Source organism: Streptomyces sp. TLI_105, from assembly GCF_900105415.1.
Taxonomy (GTDB): domain Bacteria; phylum Actinomycetota; class Actinomycetes; order Streptomycetales; family Streptomycetaceae; genus Streptomyces.
Genome location: NZ_FNSM01000001.1, coordinates 7,430,595 through 7,449,034, shown reverse-complemented (window position 1 = coordinate 7,449,034; position 18,440 = coordinate 7,430,595). Strand labels below are relative to the sequence as shown.

The following is an 18,440-nucleotide window of genomic DNA, read 5'->3' as shown; positions in this document are numbered from 1 at the left end:
GCCGCTCTCGGGACCGTCCGTGCCACCCGGGCGGTCACGCCGTGTCGACGGGATGTCGACGGCGTGTCGACGGGCCCGACGACCGTGGGGGTCCGCCCCCGCCCCACCCGAGGAGCCGACGATGTCCCAGCCCCAGCCCCTGCACCACCTGCGGGTGACCGCCGTCCGTCCGGTGACCCCGCGCATGCGCCGCGTGACCCTCGGCGCCCCGAGCCTCGACGGCTTCGCCCTCGCGGGCCCCGACCAGCAGGTGAAGCTGTTCTTCCCCCGGCCGGGCCAGGCCGAGCCGGTGCTGCCGGCACCCGAGCCCGACGGCGACGTCATGCGCTGGTACGGGGCCTACGCGGCGCTTCCGGAGGAAGAACGCCCGTGGATGCGGAGCTACACCCTCCGGGCGCACGACCCGGCGGCCGGAACCGTCGACGTCGACTTCTTCCTCCACGAGGAGGGCGAGGACGCGGGCCCCGCGACACGCTGGGCGCGGTCCGCGCGGCCCGGGGACACGCTGGGCATGTTCGGGCCGTCGGCGGCGTTCGCGGTCCCCGTCGATCCGGGCGCGGGCGACTGGACGCTCCTGTACGCCGACGCCTGCGCGCTCCCCGCGCTCGCCACGGTCGTCGCCGCGCTGCCGCCGGGGCACCGGGCCCTCGCATACGTCCAGGTGCCCGACGCGGCCGAGGAGCAGCCGCTGCCCACGGCGGGCGACCTGACCGTGCGCCACCTGCGCGACGGCGACTCGCCGGTCGAGGCCGTGCGGGCGGACGACCTGCCGACCGGTCGGCCGTACGCCTGGCTGGCGGGCGAGGCCTCGGCGGTGCGCGGGCTGCGGCGGCACCTCGTCGAGGAGCGGGGTGTCGACCGGCGCTCGGTCCACTTCACCGGGTACTGGCGCCGCCGCCTCACCCAGGACGACGCGCCGACCCCGGAGGACCTGGCCGAGGCCCGCGAACGCCTGTCGCAGGCCTAGTGTCCTGAGTCGGAGATTCTTGGGTGGTTCTCTCAGCCTCCGGCCTTCGGGCCGACGGTTCCAAGTCGAGCCCCCACCCGGTGAGAAGCGGGCGCGGCCGCCGGTCGATCGAAGCAGAGATCTACCTAAAGACTTCCGACTCAGGACACTAGGGCGTGTCCGGCGGATCGGGGCCGGAGAAGGCCGCGGCGCCTGGTGCATGGGGCCTCCCCAGGCCCGCCAGGGTCGAGGGGACGCATCGCAAGGCGGAGGAGGGAGTCCTGGCGGAGCTGTGCTTCTGGGGCTTCACCGGTGACTGACCCGGGCCCCACCGCCCGGGTCGCGTCACCGCGTGCCGGGTCCCTGGCCGGGGTCCTCCCCCTCCCGGACCAGGGCGGCGGCCGTCCTGAGGGAGAGGCCGGCGCCCTCCTCGTAGCCACGGGTGTACGCCTCCGGGGGCAGGGCCGCGCGGAGCACCGCCTCGGCGCGGCCCCGGATCGCGACCTCGGTCTCCGGGGTGAAGGGGCGGAATCCGCCGCCCGTGTCGGAGCCGGCGTGGGCGTCGTACGCGCCGAGGAGCCGGACCCCCGTCTCGGCGTCGCCCGGCGCGCCCCGGCCGCCACGGGCCCAGGCTGCCGTCCCGAACTGGGCGACGACGAGGTGCGGGGCGACCAGGTGGGCGAGGGTCTCGATGTCCACGACGGCCCGGGCGAGGCGTGACAGGGCCCGGTCGTAGGCGCCGTCGAGGCAGTCGAGCCACGCCCACGTCCCGCCGACCAGGCCCCAGAAGAGCGCCGGGGTGACGTCCCCGAACTCCTCCTCCAGGAGGGAGAGCTGCGCGCGGGCGAGGGCGGTGCGCCCGGTGTTGCCGTAGTGCTGGGCGAGCAGCAGCCTGCCGCCGCCGGCGGCCTCGGCTCCCCACTGCCCGGCCTCGTCGGCGGCCTCGACCAGGAGCCGCTCGGCCGCCGCGTCCCCCTCCGGACGGAGCCGGAGGCGTACGGCAGCGAGGCGGGCGGTGAAGACGGGCACCTGGGAACGCGCTCCGACACGGACGGCGGCGTCGGTGGCCCGCTCGAAGTCGGCCGCCGCCTCGGCCAGCCGGCCCTCCCGCTCGTAGGCCTCGCCCCGGGCGGCGAGGGACTCCGCGATCCCCCAGAAGTCCCCGGCGGCCTCGAAGAGGGCGAGTCCCTCGGCGGCGTCGGCGCCCCGGCCGACGAGCTTGGCCCGCATGAGGAGGGCGAAGCCCAGGTCCCAGCCGCTGCCGTGGGCGCGGCAGGCGTCGACGATCAGGGTCAGGGCCTCGTCGAGGCCGGTGAGCTCTCCGGTCATGAGCCGGGCGAAGTACCACATGGTGCCCGGCTGGCGGCAGGTCTGCGGGAGTCCCGGACGGTACGCGGCGACCAGGGCGGCAAGCCGGGCGCGGGTCTCGGGCCGCTCCAGGGCGGTGGCGCCCTCGCCGCCCTCGGTGGCGAGGGCGTACAGCCGGCCGCCGCGCCGGGCCTCCCACAGCCGCTCGCCGGTCCACGGCGGCGGCACGTCCACGCACCGGCCTTCCAGCGGCTCGGCAGGGCGGACGGGCTCCTGGAAGGGGTCGGGGCCGAGGCGGCCGGCCTCTGCGGCCCAGGTGCGGGCGTCGACCTGGTGGTTGCGGAGCTGCCAGAACCAACTGAGCGCGTGGACCAGGCAGAGCAGCTCCTGCTCGTCGCCGAGCGCGACGGCCGTCCGGAGGGCGCCGCGCAGGTTGTCGTGCTCCCGCTCGAAGCGGGCGATGGCGTCGACCTGGCCGGGTCCGCGCATCTCCGGTTCGGTCCGGCGGGCGAGCTCCCGGTAGTACGTGAGGTGCCGCCGCTCCGCCGCCGCCCGCTCCCCGGCCTCGTCCAGCCGCTCTCCCGCGTACTCGGCCACGGTCTCCAGGAGCCGGAAACGCATCCCACCGCCGTCGGGCGCGGCCACCACCAGCGACTTGTCGACCAGAGCACCGAGCGCGTCCAGGACACCGGCGGCGGGCACGTCGACACCCGGCACGTCGGGCACGCCCCGCACGTCGGCGGCCGGAACGCCCGGCACGTCGGCGTCCCGCCCGTCCCGCCCGCCCCGCCCGTTGGCGCCTCGCGCATGCGGCTCGTCCGGCAGGCCGGTGCTCGGGGTCTGCCGTGCGGGCGCGGGCGCGATCGCGGGCGCGGGCGCCTCGCTCGCGCAGATCGCCTCCGCCGCCGTCAGGTCGCACCCGCCCGTGAAGACCGCCAGCCGCCGCAGCACCGCCCGTTCGGCCTCGTCGAGGAGCTCCCACGACCAGTCCACCACCGCCCGCAGGGTCTGCTGACGCGGCAGCACCGTCCGCGCGCCCGAGGTCAGCAGGCGGAACCGGTCGTCGAGCCGGTCCGCGATCTGCCGCACCGACAGCATCCGCAGCCGCGCCGCCGCCAGTTCGATCGCCAGCGGCAGTCCGTCGAGGCGGCGGCAGATCTCCTCCGCCGCCTCCGGGTCCTCCGCCACCCGGAACCCCGGTCGCGCGGCCGCGCCCCGCTCCCCGAGGAGCCGCAGCGCCATGTCCACGGGCAGCGGGCCCAGCGGCCGTACCTCCTCCCCCGGCACTCCCAGGGGCTCGCGGCTCGTCGCGAGGACGGTCACGCCCGGGCAGCGGGTGAGGAGCGCCTGCGCGAGCTCCGCCGCCTCGGCGACGACGTGCTCGCAGTTGTCGAGGACCAGCAGCATCCGGCGCCCGGCGCAGTGCTCGACGAGGGCCGCGAACCGGTCCTTCGGGTCGGCCGGGGAAACGGCCGGGGTGTGCCAGAGCTGGGTCTCGCGGGCCCCGAGCGCGGTGAGGACGGCGGCGGCGACCGTGGACTCCCCGCGTACGGAGGCGAGTTCGGCGAGGTGGACGGGGCCCTCGTACGTCCCGGCCGCCTCCAGGGCGAGCCGCGTCTTGCCCACGCCGCCCGGCCCGGTGAGGGTGACGAGCCGCCGCCCGTCCCAGGCCGCGGCGAGCGAGTCCAGTTCGTCGGCCCGGCCGATGAACGAGGTCAGGCGGGCGGGAAGGGCGCCGGCCGGCGCGGACGGAGCGGGAGGCGAGGGCGGCACGGGCCCGTCCTCCGTGAGGAGTTCGGCGTGCAGGGAGCGCAGTTCCGGTCCGGGGTCCGTGCCGAGCCGGTCCGCGAGGGCCGTGCGGACCTCCTCGTACGCGGCGAGGGCCTCGGCGGGCCGTCCGGCCGCGCGCAGGGCGCGGATCCGCAGGGCCTGGAGGGGTTCGTCGAGCGGCTGTCCTGCGGCGAGCGCGGCGAGGGGCGCGAGCACGGCGTCGGCCCGTCCGAGGGCCAGGTCGGCGGCGAGCCGGTCGCGCCGCGCCTGCGCGTGCCGCTGATCGACCCGTACGACCAGGGGGTCGGTGTCCCGGCCGGGCAGATCCGCGAGGGCGGGCCCGCGCCAGAGGCCCAGGGCCTCGTCGAGGAGCGCGGCCGCCCGTTCGGCACGGCCGGCGGCGAGCGCGACGGCGCCTTCGGCGGCGAGCCGTTCGAAGCGGTGCAGGTCGACGGCGTCCGGGTCGGCGGCCAGCCGGTAGCCACCGGGGGCGGAGACGACGGCCTCGCGGCCGAGGGCCCGGCGCAGGCGGCCGACGAGGGCCTGGAGCGCCGCCGTACGGTCCTGGTCGTCGGCCGGGTCGCCGTCGGCCCACACCTGGTCGATCAGCGCGCCGGGGCCCACCGCGTGCCCGCCGGCCGCGGCGAGTGCGGTGAGGAGGGCCCGGAGCCTGGCACCGCTCAGGACCGCCTCCGTCCCGTCGTCGGTACGGAAGGCCTGGCACGGACCGAGAACACGGTAGGGCGGCGGCTGCACCGGCCCATTCTGCCCCGGCGCGGGCGGGGGAGATCTCCTCGCCCTCTCCACCGGACCGGCCCCTCCTGCCCATCCGTCCCGATCACTCCCGGACCGGGACGGTCCAGGAGTGATCGGGACGGATCATGACGGATCGGTCCACTCGGCCCGGTCAGGCTCCATCCGGTCCGACTCGGTCCGGCCCGACTCGGTCCGGCCCGCTTCGGTCCGGCCCGCTTCGGTCCGGCCCGCTTCGTCGCGGCGAACTCGCGCCACGCCGTGTCGCCGCCATGGCGTCCGCGGGGTGCGGGTTCGACAATGGGGAGGATGACCGATGACGACCGGCGTACGCGCAGTGGCGAGATCGGGCCCGCCGAGTGGCTCGCCATGAACCGGACCGGCAGCTTCGACTGGGATCTCGACACGGGCACCATCGATGTCGACGAGTCCGGGCTGCTGATCTTCGGCGTGGCCCCGGACACCTTCGACGGACGACCGGTGTCGATCGTGACGCGCCTGGCGCCCGACGAGCAGGTCAAGCTGGAGGACGTCGTACGACAGGCCGTACGTGGTGGCGCGGTCTCGTACACGGCGCACTTCCCCATCCCGCAGGCCGACGGCTCACCCCACTGGACGCACGTGCAGGCGCGGATCCTGCGTTCGCCGGACGGCCGGGCCCGGCGGATCGTCGGCATCGTGCGGGACACGACCGCCGAGGTCGCGCACTTCGCCTTCGTGCAGGATCTGGAGAAGCGGCGCGAGGTCCAGACGAACATCGTCGAGCGGACGACGAGCGCCCTGTCGCGCGCGGTGACCGTGGACGACGTGACCGCCGCCCTGACCGGCCCGGGCGGCCTCGCCCGGCTCGGCGCGGACGGCCTCGCCCTCGGTCTCGTCGAGAACGGCTCGCTCAACATCATCGCGCTCAGCGGGGAGTCCCTCGACGTCCTCAACGACTTCCGCAGCCGTCGCCTCGACCGGAAACTGCCGCTGGCCGAGACGGTGCTGAGCGGGCGGCCCCGGTTCGTCTCCTCGTTCCCTTCGCTGGGGCGGGACTTCCCCGAGCTCGCCCCCTACCTCCCGCACCTGGAGTTCCGGGCCGCCTGCTACCTCCCGCTGGTGGCGCAGGCGCGCTCGCTCGGCGGCATGGCCCTGTTCTACCGGGGCCGCACCTCCTTCAACGCCGACGAGCGCAACCTCGCGCTCGGCCTCGCGGCGATCGTCGCCCAGTCGCTCCAGCGGGCGCTCCTCTTCGACGAGGAGCGGGAGTTGGCCACCGGACTCCAGGAGACGATGCTGCCGCGTCGGATCCCGCAGTTCCCCGGCGGCGAGATCGCCGTCCGCTACCACGCGGCGTGGAGCGGACGGCAGGTCGGCGGCGACTGGTACGACGTGATCCCGCTGCCGCGCGGCCGGGTCGGGATCGTCGTCGGCGACGTCCAGGGGCACGACACCCACGCCGCCGCCATCATGGGGCAGCTGCGGATCGCCCTGCGCGCGTACGCCGGCGAGGGGCACGCCCCGTCGACCGTCCTCGCCCGGGCCTCCCGGTTCCTCGCCGAGCTGGACACCAACCGCTTCGCGACCTGCACGTACGCGCAGGTGGACCTGGCGAGCGGCGCCCTGCGCGCCGTACGGGCCGGGCATCTCGGTCCGTTGATCCGGCACACCGACGGCCGGGTCGGGCAGCCGAAGCTGCGGGGCGGGCTCCCGCTGGGTCTCGCGACCGTGTTCGGCGACGAGGAGTTCCCGGAGACACGGCTCGACCTCGTGCCCGGTGAGACGCTGGTGCTCTGCACGGACGGGCTCGTCGAGCAGCCCGGCTCGGACATCGAGTCCGGTCTCGCCGCGCTCTCGGGCGCGATCGCCAGCGGTCCGCCGCAGGCGGAGGCGCTCGCCGACCACCTCTCCGAGCGCCTCTGGGAGCGGTGGGGCTCGGGCGACGACGTGGCGCTCCTCGTGCTGCGGCGCAGCCCGGACCCGGGCACGCCCCGGGCACCGCGCATCCACCAGTACATCCACCAGGCCGACCCGCAGGGCCTCTCGGACGCGCGGGCGGCCGTCGGACAGGCGCTCCGCGACTGGGGCATGCCGGAACTCGCCGACGACGCCGAACTGTTGACGGGCGAACTGCTCGTGAACGTGCTGCTGCACACCGAGGGCGGAGCGGTGCTGACGCTGGAGGTGCTGCCCGAGCCGGTGCGGCGGGTACGGCTCTCGGTGCAGGACCGGTCGAGCGCCTGGCCCCGGCGGCGCACCCCCGGCGAGGCCGCCACCTCGGGTCGGGGGCTGCTCCTGCTCGACGCGCTGGCCTCCCGGTGGGGGGTGGAGCCGCGCGGCGAGGGCAAGGCGGTGTGGTGCGAGATCGGGCCCGTGCCGGTGGCGGTCGAATCCGCCCCCGGCGGTGGGTGAGGAGGCCGCCGTGGATCCCGTCGCCGCGCTGAACCACATCGCGTTCCTGCTGGAACGCGCCCAGGCGCCGGGTTACCGGGCGCGTGCCTTCCGGACCGCCGCCACGGCCGTCGCCGCCCTGCCGGAGGGCGAGGCGGCCCGGCGGGCGGCCGCCGGCACCCTGGAATCGCTGAAGGGCGTCGGGCCGAAGACGGCGGCGGTGGTGCGCGAGGCCCTGGAGGGGCGGGTGCCGGAGTATCTGGCGCGTCTGGAGGAGGAGTTGGAGGCCTCACTGGGCCCCACGGAGGGGGGCGGCCACGCGGGTGAGGCGCTACGGACGGCCCTGCGCGGTGACTGCCATCTGCACTCGGACTGGTCCGACGGCGGCGCCACCATCGAGGCCATGGGGCGGACGGCGGCGGCGATCGGGCACGAATGGGCGGTCCTCACCGACCACTCGCCGCGCCTCACGGTGGCGCGGGGCCTGTCGCCCGAGCGCCTGCGGCGGCAACTGGAGGTCGTGGCGCGGCTCAACGAGGAGTGGGCGCCCTTCCGGCTGCTCACCGGGATCGAGTGCGACATCCTGGACGACGGCTCGCTCGACCAGGAACCGGAGCTGCTCGACCGTCTCGACCTGGTCGTCGGCTCGGTCCACTCGAAGCTCCGGATGGACGCCCGGTCGATGACCCGCCGCCTCGAACGGGCCGTGCGCGACCCGCTGATGGACGTGCTCGGTCACTGCACGGGACGCCTGGTGGCGGGCGGACGGCTGCGGCCCGAGTCCGAGTTCGACGCGGAGCGCGTCTTCGCCGCCTGCGCCGAGTCGGGGACGGCGGTGGAGGTCAACAGCCGTCCGGAGCGCCTCGATCCGCCGCGTCGGCTGCTGCGGACGGCGGTCGCGGCGGGCACGTGCTTCGCCGTCGACACGGACGCCCACGCGCCCGGTCAGCTGGAGTGGCAGATCCTGGGCTGCGCACGGGCCGAGGAGTGCGGGGTCCCACCGGAGCGGGTGATCAACACCTGGCCGGTGGAGCGGCTGTTGGAGTGGGCACGGGGCTGAGGGACCGACGGTGTCCGTCCACGCTCTCAGGCGCGCTGCCAGACCGTGGTCGCGTTGCAGAACTCGCGGATGCCGTGGCCGGAGAGTTCCCGGCCGTACCCCGAGCGCTTGATCCCGCCGAAGGGGAGCGCCGGGTGCGAGGCCGTCATGCCGTTGACGAAGACGCCGCCCGCCTCCAGGTCGCGGACGAAGAACGCGATGTCCTCCTGGGAGCGCGTCCAGACGTTGGAGCTGAGGCCGAACGGGGAGTCGTTGGCGACGGCCACGGCCTCCTCGACGTCGCGGACCGGGTAGACGGTGGCGACCGGCCCGAAGGCCTCCTCGTGGTGGATGCGCATCTCCGGCGTGATGCCGGTGAGGACGGTGGGCCGGTAGTACCAGCCGTTCCGGAGCGCCGGCTCCTCCGGGCGGTGTCCACCGCAGAGGACGGTGGCGCCCCGCTCGACGGCGTCGTCGACGAGCGCCTCCAGGTCGGCCCGGCCCTGCTCGGTGGCGAGGGGGCCGACGTCGGTGGACTCGTCGAGGGGGTCGCCGACGGTGAGGGCGTTCATGGCGGCGGTGAAGCGCTCCGAGAAGTCGTCGTACACGTCGTGGTGGACGATGAACCGTTTGGCGGCGATGCAGGACTGTCCGTTGTTCTGTACGCGCGCGGTGACGGCGGTCTTCACGGCTCCGACGACGTCGGCGGAGGGCATGACGATGTACGGGTCGCTGCCGCCGAGCTCCAGGACGGTCTTCTTCACCTCGCCGCCCGCGATGGCGGCGACGGACCGGCCGGCCGGTTCGCTGCCGGTGAGGGTGGCGGCCACCACCCGGGGGTCCCGGAGGACGCCCTCGACCTCGCGGGAGCCGATGAGGAGGGTCTGGAAGCAGCCGTCGGGATATCCGGCGCGGCGGAAGAGGTCGCCCAGGTAGAGCGCGGTCCTCGGCACGTTGGAGGCGTGTTTGAGGAGGCCGGTGTTGCCCGCCATGAGCGCGGGCGCGGCGAAGCGGATCACCTGCCAGAGCGGGAAGTTCCAGGGCATGACGGCGAGGATCGGGCCGAGGGGCCGGTAGTGGACCCGGGCCACGTCGGCGCCCGAGTCCTGGACGTCGCTCTCGGCCGGGTGCTCGTCGGCGAGCAGCTCCTCCGCGTGCTTGGCGTACCAGCGCATGGCCTTCGCGCACTTGGCGGCCTCCGCGCGGGCGGCGGCGATCGGCTTGCCCATCTCGGTGGTCATGGTGCGGGCGATGTCCTCGGTGTCCTCGTCGAGGAGGGTCGCGGCGGCGCGCATGAGCCGGGAGCGTTCGGCGAAGGAGGTCGTACGGTACTGGCGGTACGCCTCGTGCGCGGCGGCGATGCGTCGCTCGACCTCCTCGGGCCCGTGGGCCTCGTAGGTGCGCAGCGTCTCACCCGTCGCCGGGTTCACGGTGGCGATGCCCATGACGTGCCTCCTCCTGCCATCGGCCCCCGTCCGTAACCTTCCCCTCCCCGACCGTCGGCGCAACAGGGGCGGGGCGGTGGGGTGACCCGCCGCCCCGATCAGCCGGAGCGGGACCGGGCCCAAGGATGCGCAATCCGAACTATTCGGGAGTATGGGCACAGAAGCATCCGCACGGAGCTCACGAACGAGAGGCATTCGTCATGGCTGTTTCCAGCACTCCGATCGGGCTCACCCGGGGCGCGCACGTCGGGATCTCGGTCTCGGACCTGGACGTGGCGATCGATTTCTACCAGGCCCTGACGGGACGGCCGCCCGTCGCGCAGGGGACCATGAACAGTGTGGCCTTCGGCAAGTCGCAGGGACTGCCCGACGCGAATCTGCGGTACGCCACGATCAACATCGACGGCCTCGGCATCGACCTCATCGAGTTCCAGGACCCGGTGGGCTGGCGGACGAACGGGGCGGCGAACCGCCCCGGATCCATGCACCTGTGCTTCGAGGTCGACGACTTCGACGCCGTGTACAAGCGCATGAAGGAGGCGGGCTACGACTTCCTGGGCGACGACTACACCTTCCTGGCGGGCGAGGTCACCCCGGACGCGGCCCTCGGCACCAAGGTGGCCTATTTCAACGACCCCGACGGCACCAACCTGGAGATCATCGAGCCCAAGGGCGGGTTCGCCCACTAGGGGCCGCGAAAACCTGTTGGCGGAGCGTGGCGGCCGCTGCTACTTTCCGGGAGGCCGTGCGAGAGAACGAGGAGGTGGTACCCGTGAACACAGTATCGACATGGGTGCTCCCCTCTGGGTCCACGGTCGGGCGATAGGTCGCCCGGGAGCGCCGTTCCAGAGCACTCCCGAAAGGCACGACCATGCGATTCACTTCCGAGCAGCGCCTCGACGACGGCGTCCTCGAACGCGAATTCACCCTCGGCGAGATCCCCGGCATCCTGTGGACTCCCGCATCCGCATCCGCATCCGCACCGGCGCCGCTGATCCTGCTCGGCCACCCCCCGCTCGGACTGCGCAAGATGTACCCCCGACTGGTGGACCGGGCCCGGCGCGCCGCGGCGGACGGCTTCGCCGCGGCCACCATCGAGCTCCCCGGCAGCGGCGACCGGCCCCGTTGGGCCGCCGCCGAGCAGGCCCGCGCCGACATGCGCCGGGCCGTGGAAGCCGGCGAGCCGGTCGGCGACGAGATCGTCGACGCCCTCGTGCTCCCGCTCGTCGACAGAGCGGTACCGGAATGGCAGGCCGCCCTGGACGCCCTCCTGACGCTGCCCGGGATCGGCGGCCCGGTCGGGTACTCGGGGGGCGTGATCTCCATCGGCGTCCGCCTCACGGTGGTCGAGCCGCGCATCGCGGCCGCCGGACTCTTCGCCGGGAGCTTCGTGCCTCGCGCGATCTTCGAGGAGGCCCGCCAGGTCACCATTCCGCTGCACGTCCTGCTGCAGTGGGACGACGAAGGGAACGACCGGCAGGCGTCCCTGGACCTGTTCGACGCCTTCGGCTCCGAGGAGAAGACCCTCCACGCCAACATGGGCGGGCACACCGGCGTCCCGCAGTTCGCGGGGGACGCCGCGGCCCAGTTCTTCGCCCGGCACCTGAGGTGAGGCCGGGCCGGCGGCCCGGGCACGCGTGGTGCGCGCCCGGGCCGCCGGCGGAGATGCCGGTGTTCGATGACGACGCCGTCGGGGTCGGTCAGGCGCCGTACGGGAGGGGGGCGGCGGGGCTGACGAGGCCGGCGGTGCGCAGGTCGGCCCAGAAGGCGGCCGGGACGGTCTCGTTCAGGGCGGCGGTGTCCTCGGCGATCCGGCTGGGACGGGTGGCGCCGGGGATGACGGCGGCGGAGGCGGGGTGGGCGAGGGAGAACTGCAGGGCGGCGGCCTTGATGCCGACGCCGTGCTTCTCGGTGAGGGCCTTGATGCGGGTGACCCGTTCGACGATGTCGGCGGGGGCCTGCTGGTACTCGAAGTGGGTGCCGCCGGCGAGGATGCCGGAGCTGTAGGGGCCGCCGACGACCATGTCGACGTCCTGCTCCTGGGCCATGGGCAGCAGTCGGGTCAGGGCGTGGTGGTGGTCGAGGAGGGTGTAGCGGCCGGCGAGGAGGAAGCCGTCGGGCTTCGGCTCGTCCAGGGCGAGGGTGAGCTCGACGGGTTCGGTCTTGTTGACGCCCAGGCCCCAGGCCTTGATGACGCCCTCGTCGCGCAGCCGGGACAGGACGCGGAAGGCGCCGGTGCGGGCCTCCTCGAACTTGCCGAGCCAGGCGTCGCCGTGGAAGTCCTGCGCGATGTCGTGGACCCAGACGATGTCGAGGCGGTCGGTGCCGAGACGCTTGAGGCTGCCCTCGATGGAGCGTTCGGTGGCGTCGGCGGTCCACTCGTGGAGGATCTTGTTCGGGTTGCCGTGCTCGAACAGGCCGCCCTTCTCGCCGAAGTCCGGGACGTCGGTCTCGTGCTCGTCGAGGACGATCCGGCCGACCTTGGTCGACAGCACGTACTCGTCGCGGGGCTTGCCGGCGAGGACCTCGCCGAGGCGCTCCTCGGCCAGGCCGGCGCCGTAGAAGGGGGCGGTGTCGTAGAAGCGGATGCCGTGGTCCCAGGCGGCCTCGACGGTGGCGCGGGCCTCCGCGTCGGGGATCGCGCGGAACATGTTGCCGAGCGGGGCGGTGCCGAAGCCGAGACGGCCGGGAAGGATGTCCTTGAGCGACATGGTGCAGTGCCTTCGCGAGATGTGGGGGGTGGGCGGGCGGGCCGGAGGGGCGGGTCCCGTCGATGAGCGCCGCATCTATATGCAAGCGCGCCTTACAGGTGAAGACAATACTTGCACGCGCTGGCTAACGCAAAGGGGCCGCCGCAGCGCGATCGGCCGTCAGCCAGGTCAGGGCTCCCCTGAGGTGGGCCCGGAAGACGGGGTCGCCATAGGCTTCCGGCGCGTGCCCCAGGGCGGTGAAGAAGACGCGACCCCGGCCGATCTCCCGGCACCAGACCAGCGGGTGGTCGGCGCCGTGGGTGCCGCCCCGGTAGGCGGTCTCGTCGGCCCGGGCCAGGACCCGTACGGGCCGCCCGGAAGTCCGGGGGTCGGAGGTGAAGTTGTACCACTCGTCCGTCCAGTCCCAGCGCTCCGGAAGCGGGGCGGTCGCCGGGTGTTCCCGGTCGTCGACGAGCACCGCGCCCGGCTGGATCTCCGGGTGCCCGTCGAAGCGGGTGCCGAGCAGTTCGCCGTAGAAGGGCCAGTCCGGTTCGGCGTTGGCGGCCGCGTGGACGGCGAGGAGGGAACCGCCGCCCCGGAGGTACGCCTCGAAGGCGGCACGCCCCTCGGGCGTCAGGACGTTCCCCGTCGTGGAGAGGAGGACGACGACGGCACACCTCGCCAGGCGCTCGGGAGTGAAGGCCGCCGGGTCCTCGGTGACCTCGGCCGCCCGGCCGAGCTCCGCCGCCAGCTCGACGAGAGCGGCGGCGCCGGCGGGGATCGAGTCATGGCGGTACCCCGCCGTGCGGGTGTGGACGAGGACGTCGGCGGTGGTCACGCGAAGGACTCCAGGGCGGGTGCGCGGGGAAGGGAGACGGGTCCGACAACGAGGGAGAAAGCGCTTTCTCCCTCCCCTCGACCGTAGCCACCGAAAACCGCGGGCCGCAACCCCTCCCGCTCCTGCACACTGCCCCGATGACACCCCTTCACGACCATGCCCGGCGGGCCCTCGCGCATGTCACCGACCGCTCCACCGGCGATCCGCTCGACCCCGACCTTCGGGTCACCCTCAACTTCCATCCGCACTTCCTGCACCGGCTCGCGGACGAGGGGGTCTACCGCTCCCAGTTCGTCACCGGCACCAGCAACGGCGGCCTCACCGCCCGCCCCGGCGGGGACCGCTGGCGCTGGGAGAGCCGCATCTTCGGCGGGGCGTACGACGCGGCCCCGGCGGAGACGCGCCCGGTCTACGGCGCGCTCGACTTCCGCCGCCGCCCCTTCGGCGCCGCGCCCCGCTTCGGCTCCGCCCATCTGCGGCTCACGGCGGCCGCCGTGGAGCGCGCGAGCTTCTGCTACCCCGACAGCTTCCTGGAGCCCGGCGACTTCGGCGTCGCGTCCCGGATGCGGCTGATCGCCCTCGCCGAGGCCGACGAGAAGGATCCGCTCGACGACTACATAGAGGCGCAGGTCCACGGCCCGGTCGTGATCGGGCGGGACGTGGAGGCGCTGGTTCTGGACCCGAGCCACCGGGGTACGGAGGTGGAGGAGGCGGCACGGCGGCTGCCGTGTCGGGTGGAGTGGCACGGGGGTTTCCGCGTCTCCGTCGACGAGCTGCGGCGGTACCCCGACTTCCGGGGGCCCGAGTACGTGGAGCTGGCGGCCCGGATCGCCGTCGACGGCCGGCTCGACCCGCGGATCGTGCAGGAGGCGGCGGGATCGGGGCGGTACGACCCGCAGGACGTGAAGAAGGTCTGGCACTGCCTGGCCCGCTTCGGAGCCCCGACGAGCCGAGCGAGGCCCCGGCCCGGGGCCGCGCGCCGAAATCCCGACCGCACGCCGACACGGTGGCCGGTGCGGCCGCGGAGCTGAGCCGTACGCCACACCGGCTCCTGATGCATTGGCGTATCGGATACATCTCTGTATCTTTTGGCGCGCCGTGCACCACCCACGCGTTCCGCTCACCGAGGAGCCGCCATGAGCACCGTGCCGCCCGCGATCGCCGCCGCCGTCGGACCCCTGCCCGAGGGGGCCGTCGTCCCGCTGCCGCCCACCTTCGGGTCCGTCGAGGAGGAGCGCACGTACCGCAAGGAACAGCTCGCCGCCGGGTTCCGGATCTTCGGGAGGTTCGGCTTCTCCGAGGGCGTCGCCGGGCACATCACCGTCCGCGACCCCGGCGACCCGAACGCCTTCTGGGTCAACCCGTTCGGCATGAGCTTCACCCAGATCAAGGCCTCGGACCTGATCCTGGTCGACCACGAGGGGAACGTCCTCGAAGGGCGCAGGCCCGTGAACCGGGCCGCGTTCGTCATCCACTCCCGGGTCCACGCCGCCCGCCCCGACGCGGTCGCCGCCGCGCACTCGCACTCCCTGCACGGCAAGGCCTTCTCCAGCCTCGGCATCCCGCTCGACCCGATCACCCAGGACGCCTGCGCGTTCTTCGAGGACCACGGGATCTACGACGACTACCGGGGCGTCGTGAACGAGACCGAGGAGGGCGAGCGGGTCGCCAAGGCCCTCGGCGACCACAAGGCGGTCATCCTCAAGAACCACGGGCTGCTCACCGTCGGCCACTCCGTCGCCGAGGCCGTGTGGTGGTTCGTCACCATGGAGCGCTCCTGCCAGGCGCAGCTCCTCGCGATGGCGGCGGGCACCCCGCAGCTCATCGACCGCGAGACGGCCCTCCTCACCCGGGGGCAGATCGGCGGACACCTGGCCGGGTGGTTCCAGGCGCGCCCCCTGTGGGATCAGATCACCGCGTCCGACCCCGACCTCTTCGACTGACTCCCGGGCCGGTCGGAGGGAGCGGGAATCTCCCGCGTCGTCGCCTCCAGGAGCGGGACGAGGAACTGCCGTTCCAGCGTCCCGGGCGGCAGCTCGGCCGGCTCCACGTAGCTCTGCGCGAGACCGCCCTCGCGCAGGGCGATGAGGAGGCGGGCGAACCGGTCGGCGGTCACGGTCAGTTCGCGTCCGGCGCGGCGCAGCACGAGGGTGAGGCCGCGGGCGATCTCGGCCCGCAGCCGCTCGTCGTGGCGCGCGAGCACCCAGGCGGCCTGCGGGTCGCGGATGGCGTGCAGGGTGAACTCGGTGGTGACGAGGTACCACTCCCGCTCGTCCGGTTCGACGCGGGCGGCGAGCTCCGCGAGCCGGGGCAGGGTGTACTCCTCGGGCGCCAGCGCGTCGATGGACTCGGCGAGGCGCCGTACGGTCCGCTCGCTGTGCTCGTCGAAGAGGGCGAGGAAGAGCTCTTCCTTGCTCGCGAAGTTCGAGTAGTACGCGCCCCGCGTGTAACCGGCGCGCTCGCAGATCTGCTCGATCGTCGTCGCGTGGAAGCCGTGCTCGGCGAAGGTCTCCAGTGCTGCCTTCAGGAGCGCCGCGCGGGTGCGGGGCCGCCGCCTGGTGACACCTTTCGGCACGGGTGCGTCCTCCTCGGTCGGGCCGCTCGCGCGGCGGACGCCCACCTTACCGGCGACTCCTTCCCGGGCGGCGATCAGCGGCGGCGGATAAAATTCACGCATGGCAGAGCGGCCCGTCGTGCCCTCGGCACCCGATCTGATCCTCGAGATCGACGGGGACTCGACGCTCATGAACCCGAGTCGCGTCTATCGCATCGGGCGCGACCCCACCAGCGACATCGTGCTGGCGGACGCCCGGGCGTCCTGGCACCACGCGGTGCTCAGCGCCGTGGGCGGCCACTGGACCCTGGCGGACGAGGACAGTACGAACGGCACGTTCGCGGACGGCCTGCGGGTCGCCCGGGCGCGGGAGGTCGGTCCCGGGACGGTCGTACGGTTCGGGCATCCGGACGACGGACCGCGCGCGGTGCTCTCGACCGGCGCCCCGGCCCGGCCGGCGGGGCCCCGTGGCGTACCGGAGTCCCCTCCCCCGCCGGAGGACGTACGAGAGGGCCCGCCGGAGGCCGTACGAGAGGCCGTACCGGAGGACGTGGGGCAAGCCGCGCCGGAGGACGTACGGGACGCGTCACCGCCCCCGCCGTCGTCCCCGCCCGAGGTCGTACCGGAGCACCGGCCCGAGGCCCCGCCCTCACCGGTCCCCGACCCCGTGCTCCGGCCCGAGAGCCTCCGGCCGCCCTCCGTCTCGCATCCCGCCATGACCGGCACCTTCCGGCAGCCGACGTCCGTGCGGCCGCTGCCGGCCCACAGCATCCGGATCGGGCGCGCCCCCGACAACGACGTGGTCGTCTCCGACCTGGTGGTGTCCCGGCGGCACGCCGAGCTCCGCGCCCATCCCGACGGCACCTACTGGATCCACGACCTCGGCAGCCACAACGGCACCTTCCTCAACGGCGCCCCCGTCGTGGACGCCCGCGTGACGGCGGAGGACATCGTCGGCATCGGCCGGTGCGCGTTCTGCCTGATCGGCGGGCAGCTCGTCGAGTTCACCGACACCGGCGAGGTCTCGCTCGACGTCCGGTCGCTCGCGGTGACCGTCGACCACGGGCGTCGCACGCTCCTCGACGAGGTGTCGTTCCCGGTGGGCGAGAAGTGCCTGCTCGCGGTCGTCGGCCCGTCCGGGGCCGGGAAGTCGACGCTCCTGGGCGCGCTCACCGGTCAGCGCCCGGCCGACCGGGGCAAGGTGCTCTACGACGGCCGTGACCTCTACCGGGACTACGCCGAGCTGCGCCAGCGCATCGGGCTCGTCCCGCAGGACGACATCCTGCACCTCCAGCTCACCGTCCGCCGGGCCCTCGGGTACGCCGCCGAACTGCGCTTCCCCGAGGACACCGTGGCGGCCGAACGGCAGGCCCGGGTCGACGAGGTGATCCGGGAGCTCGGGCTCGTGGAGCGCGCCGACCAGCCGATCCACAGCCTCTCCGGCGGCCAGCGCAAGCGGGTGAGCGTCGCCCTCGAACTGCTCACCAAGCCCTCCCTGCTCTTCCTGGACGAGCCGACCTCCGGGCTCGACCCGGGCATGGACCGCTCCGTGATGCACATGCTGCGCGGGCTCGCGGACGACGGGCGCACGGTCGTCGTGGTCACGCACAGCGTGCTCAGCCTCGACGTGTGCGACCGGCTGCTCGTGCTCGCGCCGGGCGGCCGGGTCGCGTACTACGGGCCGCCCGCCGACACGCTCGGCTTCTTCGGTTTCGAGCAGTGGCCGGAGGCCTTCGAGGCCTTCGAGAACGACCGGGACCGCGACTGGGCCGGGCAGTACCGGACCTCCCGCTTCCACCGCCGGTACATCGCGGACGCGACGGCCGGCCCCGACGGCCCCGTGCCAGGAGCCTCCGCTTCCGCGGGCGGGGCCGCGGCCGGGGAGCCGGCTCCTCCGCCGAAGGCGCAGAGCTGGGGCTCCCAGCTGCGGACGCTCGTACGCCGGTACGCGGCGGCGCTCTCCGCCGACCGGACCTTCCTCGCCATCATGATCGCGCTGCCGTTCGTGATGGGCGCGATGGCCCGGGCGCTGTCCGCGGGCAGCCTCAACCCCGAGTCGACGATGAACGTGCTGCTCATCCTCTGCGTGGGCGGTGTCCTCACGGGCGCGGCGAACGCCGTGCGCGAGCTGGTCAAGGAGCGCTCGATCTACCGGCGCGAGAGAGCCGTCGGCCTCTCCCGGTCCGCCTATCTCGCCTCGAAGGTGGTGGTCCTCGGACTGATCACGGTCGTGCAGGCGGTGGTCCTGACGCTGGTGGCGCTGATCGGCGTACCGCTGAACGTGCCCGGCGGCAAGGGCGTCCTGATGCCGCCCCTGGTGGAGATCACCCTCGCCGTCGCGCTGCTCGCCTTCACGGCGATGATGCTCGGCCTGCTGGTCTCGGCGCTGGTCCGCAAGGAGGAGGTGACGATGCCGCTGCTCGTCCTCCTCGCGATCGTCCAGGTGGTGTTCTGCGGGGCGCTCCTGAAGGTGCGCGGCACGCTCGTCCTGGAGCAGCTGGCCTGGCTCGTGCCCTCGCGGTGGGCGTTCGCGGCGATGGGCGCGACGATCGACATCGGGAAGATCGCGCCGAGCGAGAAGACCGCCGATCCGCTGATGCGGCACACGGCGGAGGCCTGGCTGTTCGACATGGGCGTCCTGGTGGTGCTCTGTCTCGTCCTCGGCCTGCTCGTGGCGCGGCTGCTGCGCCGCCACGAGCCGGTCGTGATGCGGAGGTAGGCCCG

General features: G+C 74.0%; 13 protein-coding genes. 8 read left to right on the top strand and 5 right to left on the bottom strand.

The window, feature by feature from the left end:
- Window positions 1–121: 121 nt before the first annotated feature.
- A complete protein-coding gene (locus BLW86_RS33980) occupies window positions 122–967 on the top strand; it encodes a siderophore-interacting protein (protein ID WP_093877567.1) in 846 nt (281 codons plus the stop codon).
- Between the two features lie 324 nt (window positions 968–1,291).
- Here BLW86_RS33980 and BLW86_RS33975 read toward each other — a convergent pair whose 3' ends face one another.
- Entirely contained in the window at window positions 1,292–4,780 is a 3,489-nt protein-coding gene (locus BLW86_RS33975; protein WP_256341512.1) for an AfsR/SARP family transcriptional regulator, read from the bottom strand.
- A gap of 306 nt (window positions 4,781–5,086) precedes the next feature.
- Here BLW86_RS33975 and BLW86_RS33970 point away from each other — a divergent pair, with 306 nt between their 5' ends.
- On the top strand, window positions 5,087–7,171 hold the full coding sequence (locus BLW86_RS33970) for a SpoIIE family protein phosphatase (RefSeq protein ID WP_093877565.1): 2,085 nt from the start codon (window positions 5,087–5,089) through the stop codon (window positions 7,169–7,171).
- Window positions 7,172–7,181: 10 nt separating this feature from the next.
- Window positions 7,182–8,210 (top strand): PHP domain-containing protein, encoded by a 1,029-nt coding sequence (locus BLW86_RS33965; RefSeq protein WP_093879021.1) that lies wholly within the window; start codon window positions 7,182–7,184, stop codon window positions 8,208–8,210.
- Window positions 8,211–8,236: 26 nt separating this feature from the next.
- On the opposite strand, the gene BLW86_RS33960 is transcribed toward BLW86_RS33965, so the two are convergent.
- A complete protein-coding gene (locus tag BLW86_RS33960) occupies window positions 8,237–9,634 on the bottom strand; it encodes an NADP-dependent succinic semialdehyde dehydrogenase (protein WP_093877564.1) in 1,398 nt (465 codons plus the stop codon).
- Between the two features lie 200 nt (window positions 9,635–9,834).
- On the opposite strand from BLW86_RS33960, the gene BLW86_RS33955 reads away from it, so the two are divergent.
- A complete protein-coding gene (locus BLW86_RS33955) occupies window positions 9,835–10,323 on the top strand; it encodes a VOC family protein (RefSeq protein ID WP_177181830.1) in 489 nt (162 codons plus the stop codon).
- 182 nt (window positions 10,324–10,505) lie between these two features.
- The gene (locus tag BLW86_RS33945; RefSeq protein ID WP_093877562.1) at window positions 10,506–11,246 is read left to right on the top strand and encodes an alpha/beta hydrolase; all 741 of its coding nucleotides are present in this window, start codon (window positions 10,506–10,508) and stop codon (window positions 11,244–11,246) included.
- Between the two features lie 88 nt (window positions 11,247–11,334).
- Here the strand turns inward: BLW86_RS33945 and BLW86_RS33940 are convergent, their stop codons facing one another.
- Both BLW86_RS33940 and BLW86_RS33935 read right to left on the bottom strand, forming a co-directional pair.
- Entirely contained in the window at window positions 11,335–12,345 is a 1,011-nt protein-coding gene (locus BLW86_RS33940) for an aldo/keto reductase (protein ID WP_093877561.1), read from the bottom strand.
- A gap of 124 nt (window positions 12,346–12,469) precedes the next feature.
- Window positions 12,470–13,162, bottom strand: a complete 693-nt coding sequence (locus tag BLW86_RS33935; protein ID WP_093877560.1) for a ThuA domain-containing protein — start codon at window positions 13,160–13,162, stop codon at window positions 12,470–12,472.
- 137 nt (window positions 13,163–13,299) lie between these two features.
- Here BLW86_RS33935 and BLW86_RS33930 point away from each other — a divergent pair, with 137 nt between their 5' ends.
- Together BLW86_RS33930 and BLW86_RS33925 are read left to right on the top strand one after the other, a co-directional pair.
- Complete coding sequence (locus tag BLW86_RS33930; protein ID WP_093877559.1) at window positions 13,300–14,193, top strand: DUF3626 domain-containing protein; 894 nt, start codon at window positions 13,300–13,302, stop codon at window positions 14,191–14,193.
- A 105-nt stretch (window positions 14,194–14,298) separates the two neighbouring features.
- On the top strand, window positions 14,299–15,105 hold the full coding sequence (locus BLW86_RS33925; protein WP_093877558.1) for a class II aldolase/adducin family protein: 807 nt from the start codon (window positions 14,299–14,301) through the stop codon (window positions 15,103–15,105).
- Here the strand turns inward: BLW86_RS33925 and BLW86_RS33920 are convergent.
- Entirely contained in the window at window positions 15,069–15,782 is a 714-nt protein-coding gene (locus BLW86_RS33920) for a TetR/AcrR family transcriptional regulator (protein WP_256341511.1), read from the bottom strand. The two genes, BLW86_RS33925 and BLW86_RS33920, sit on opposite strands and share 37 nt — an antisense overlap.
- 55 nt (window positions 15,783–15,837) lie before the next feature.
- Between BLW86_RS33920 and BLW86_RS33915 the strand changes: the two genes are divergently transcribed.
- Entirely contained in the window at window positions 15,838–18,435 is a 2,598-nt protein-coding gene (locus BLW86_RS33915; protein ID WP_093877557.1) for an FHA domain-containing protein, read from the top strand.
- The last annotated feature ends 5 nt before the right edge of the window (window positions 18,436–18,440 follow it).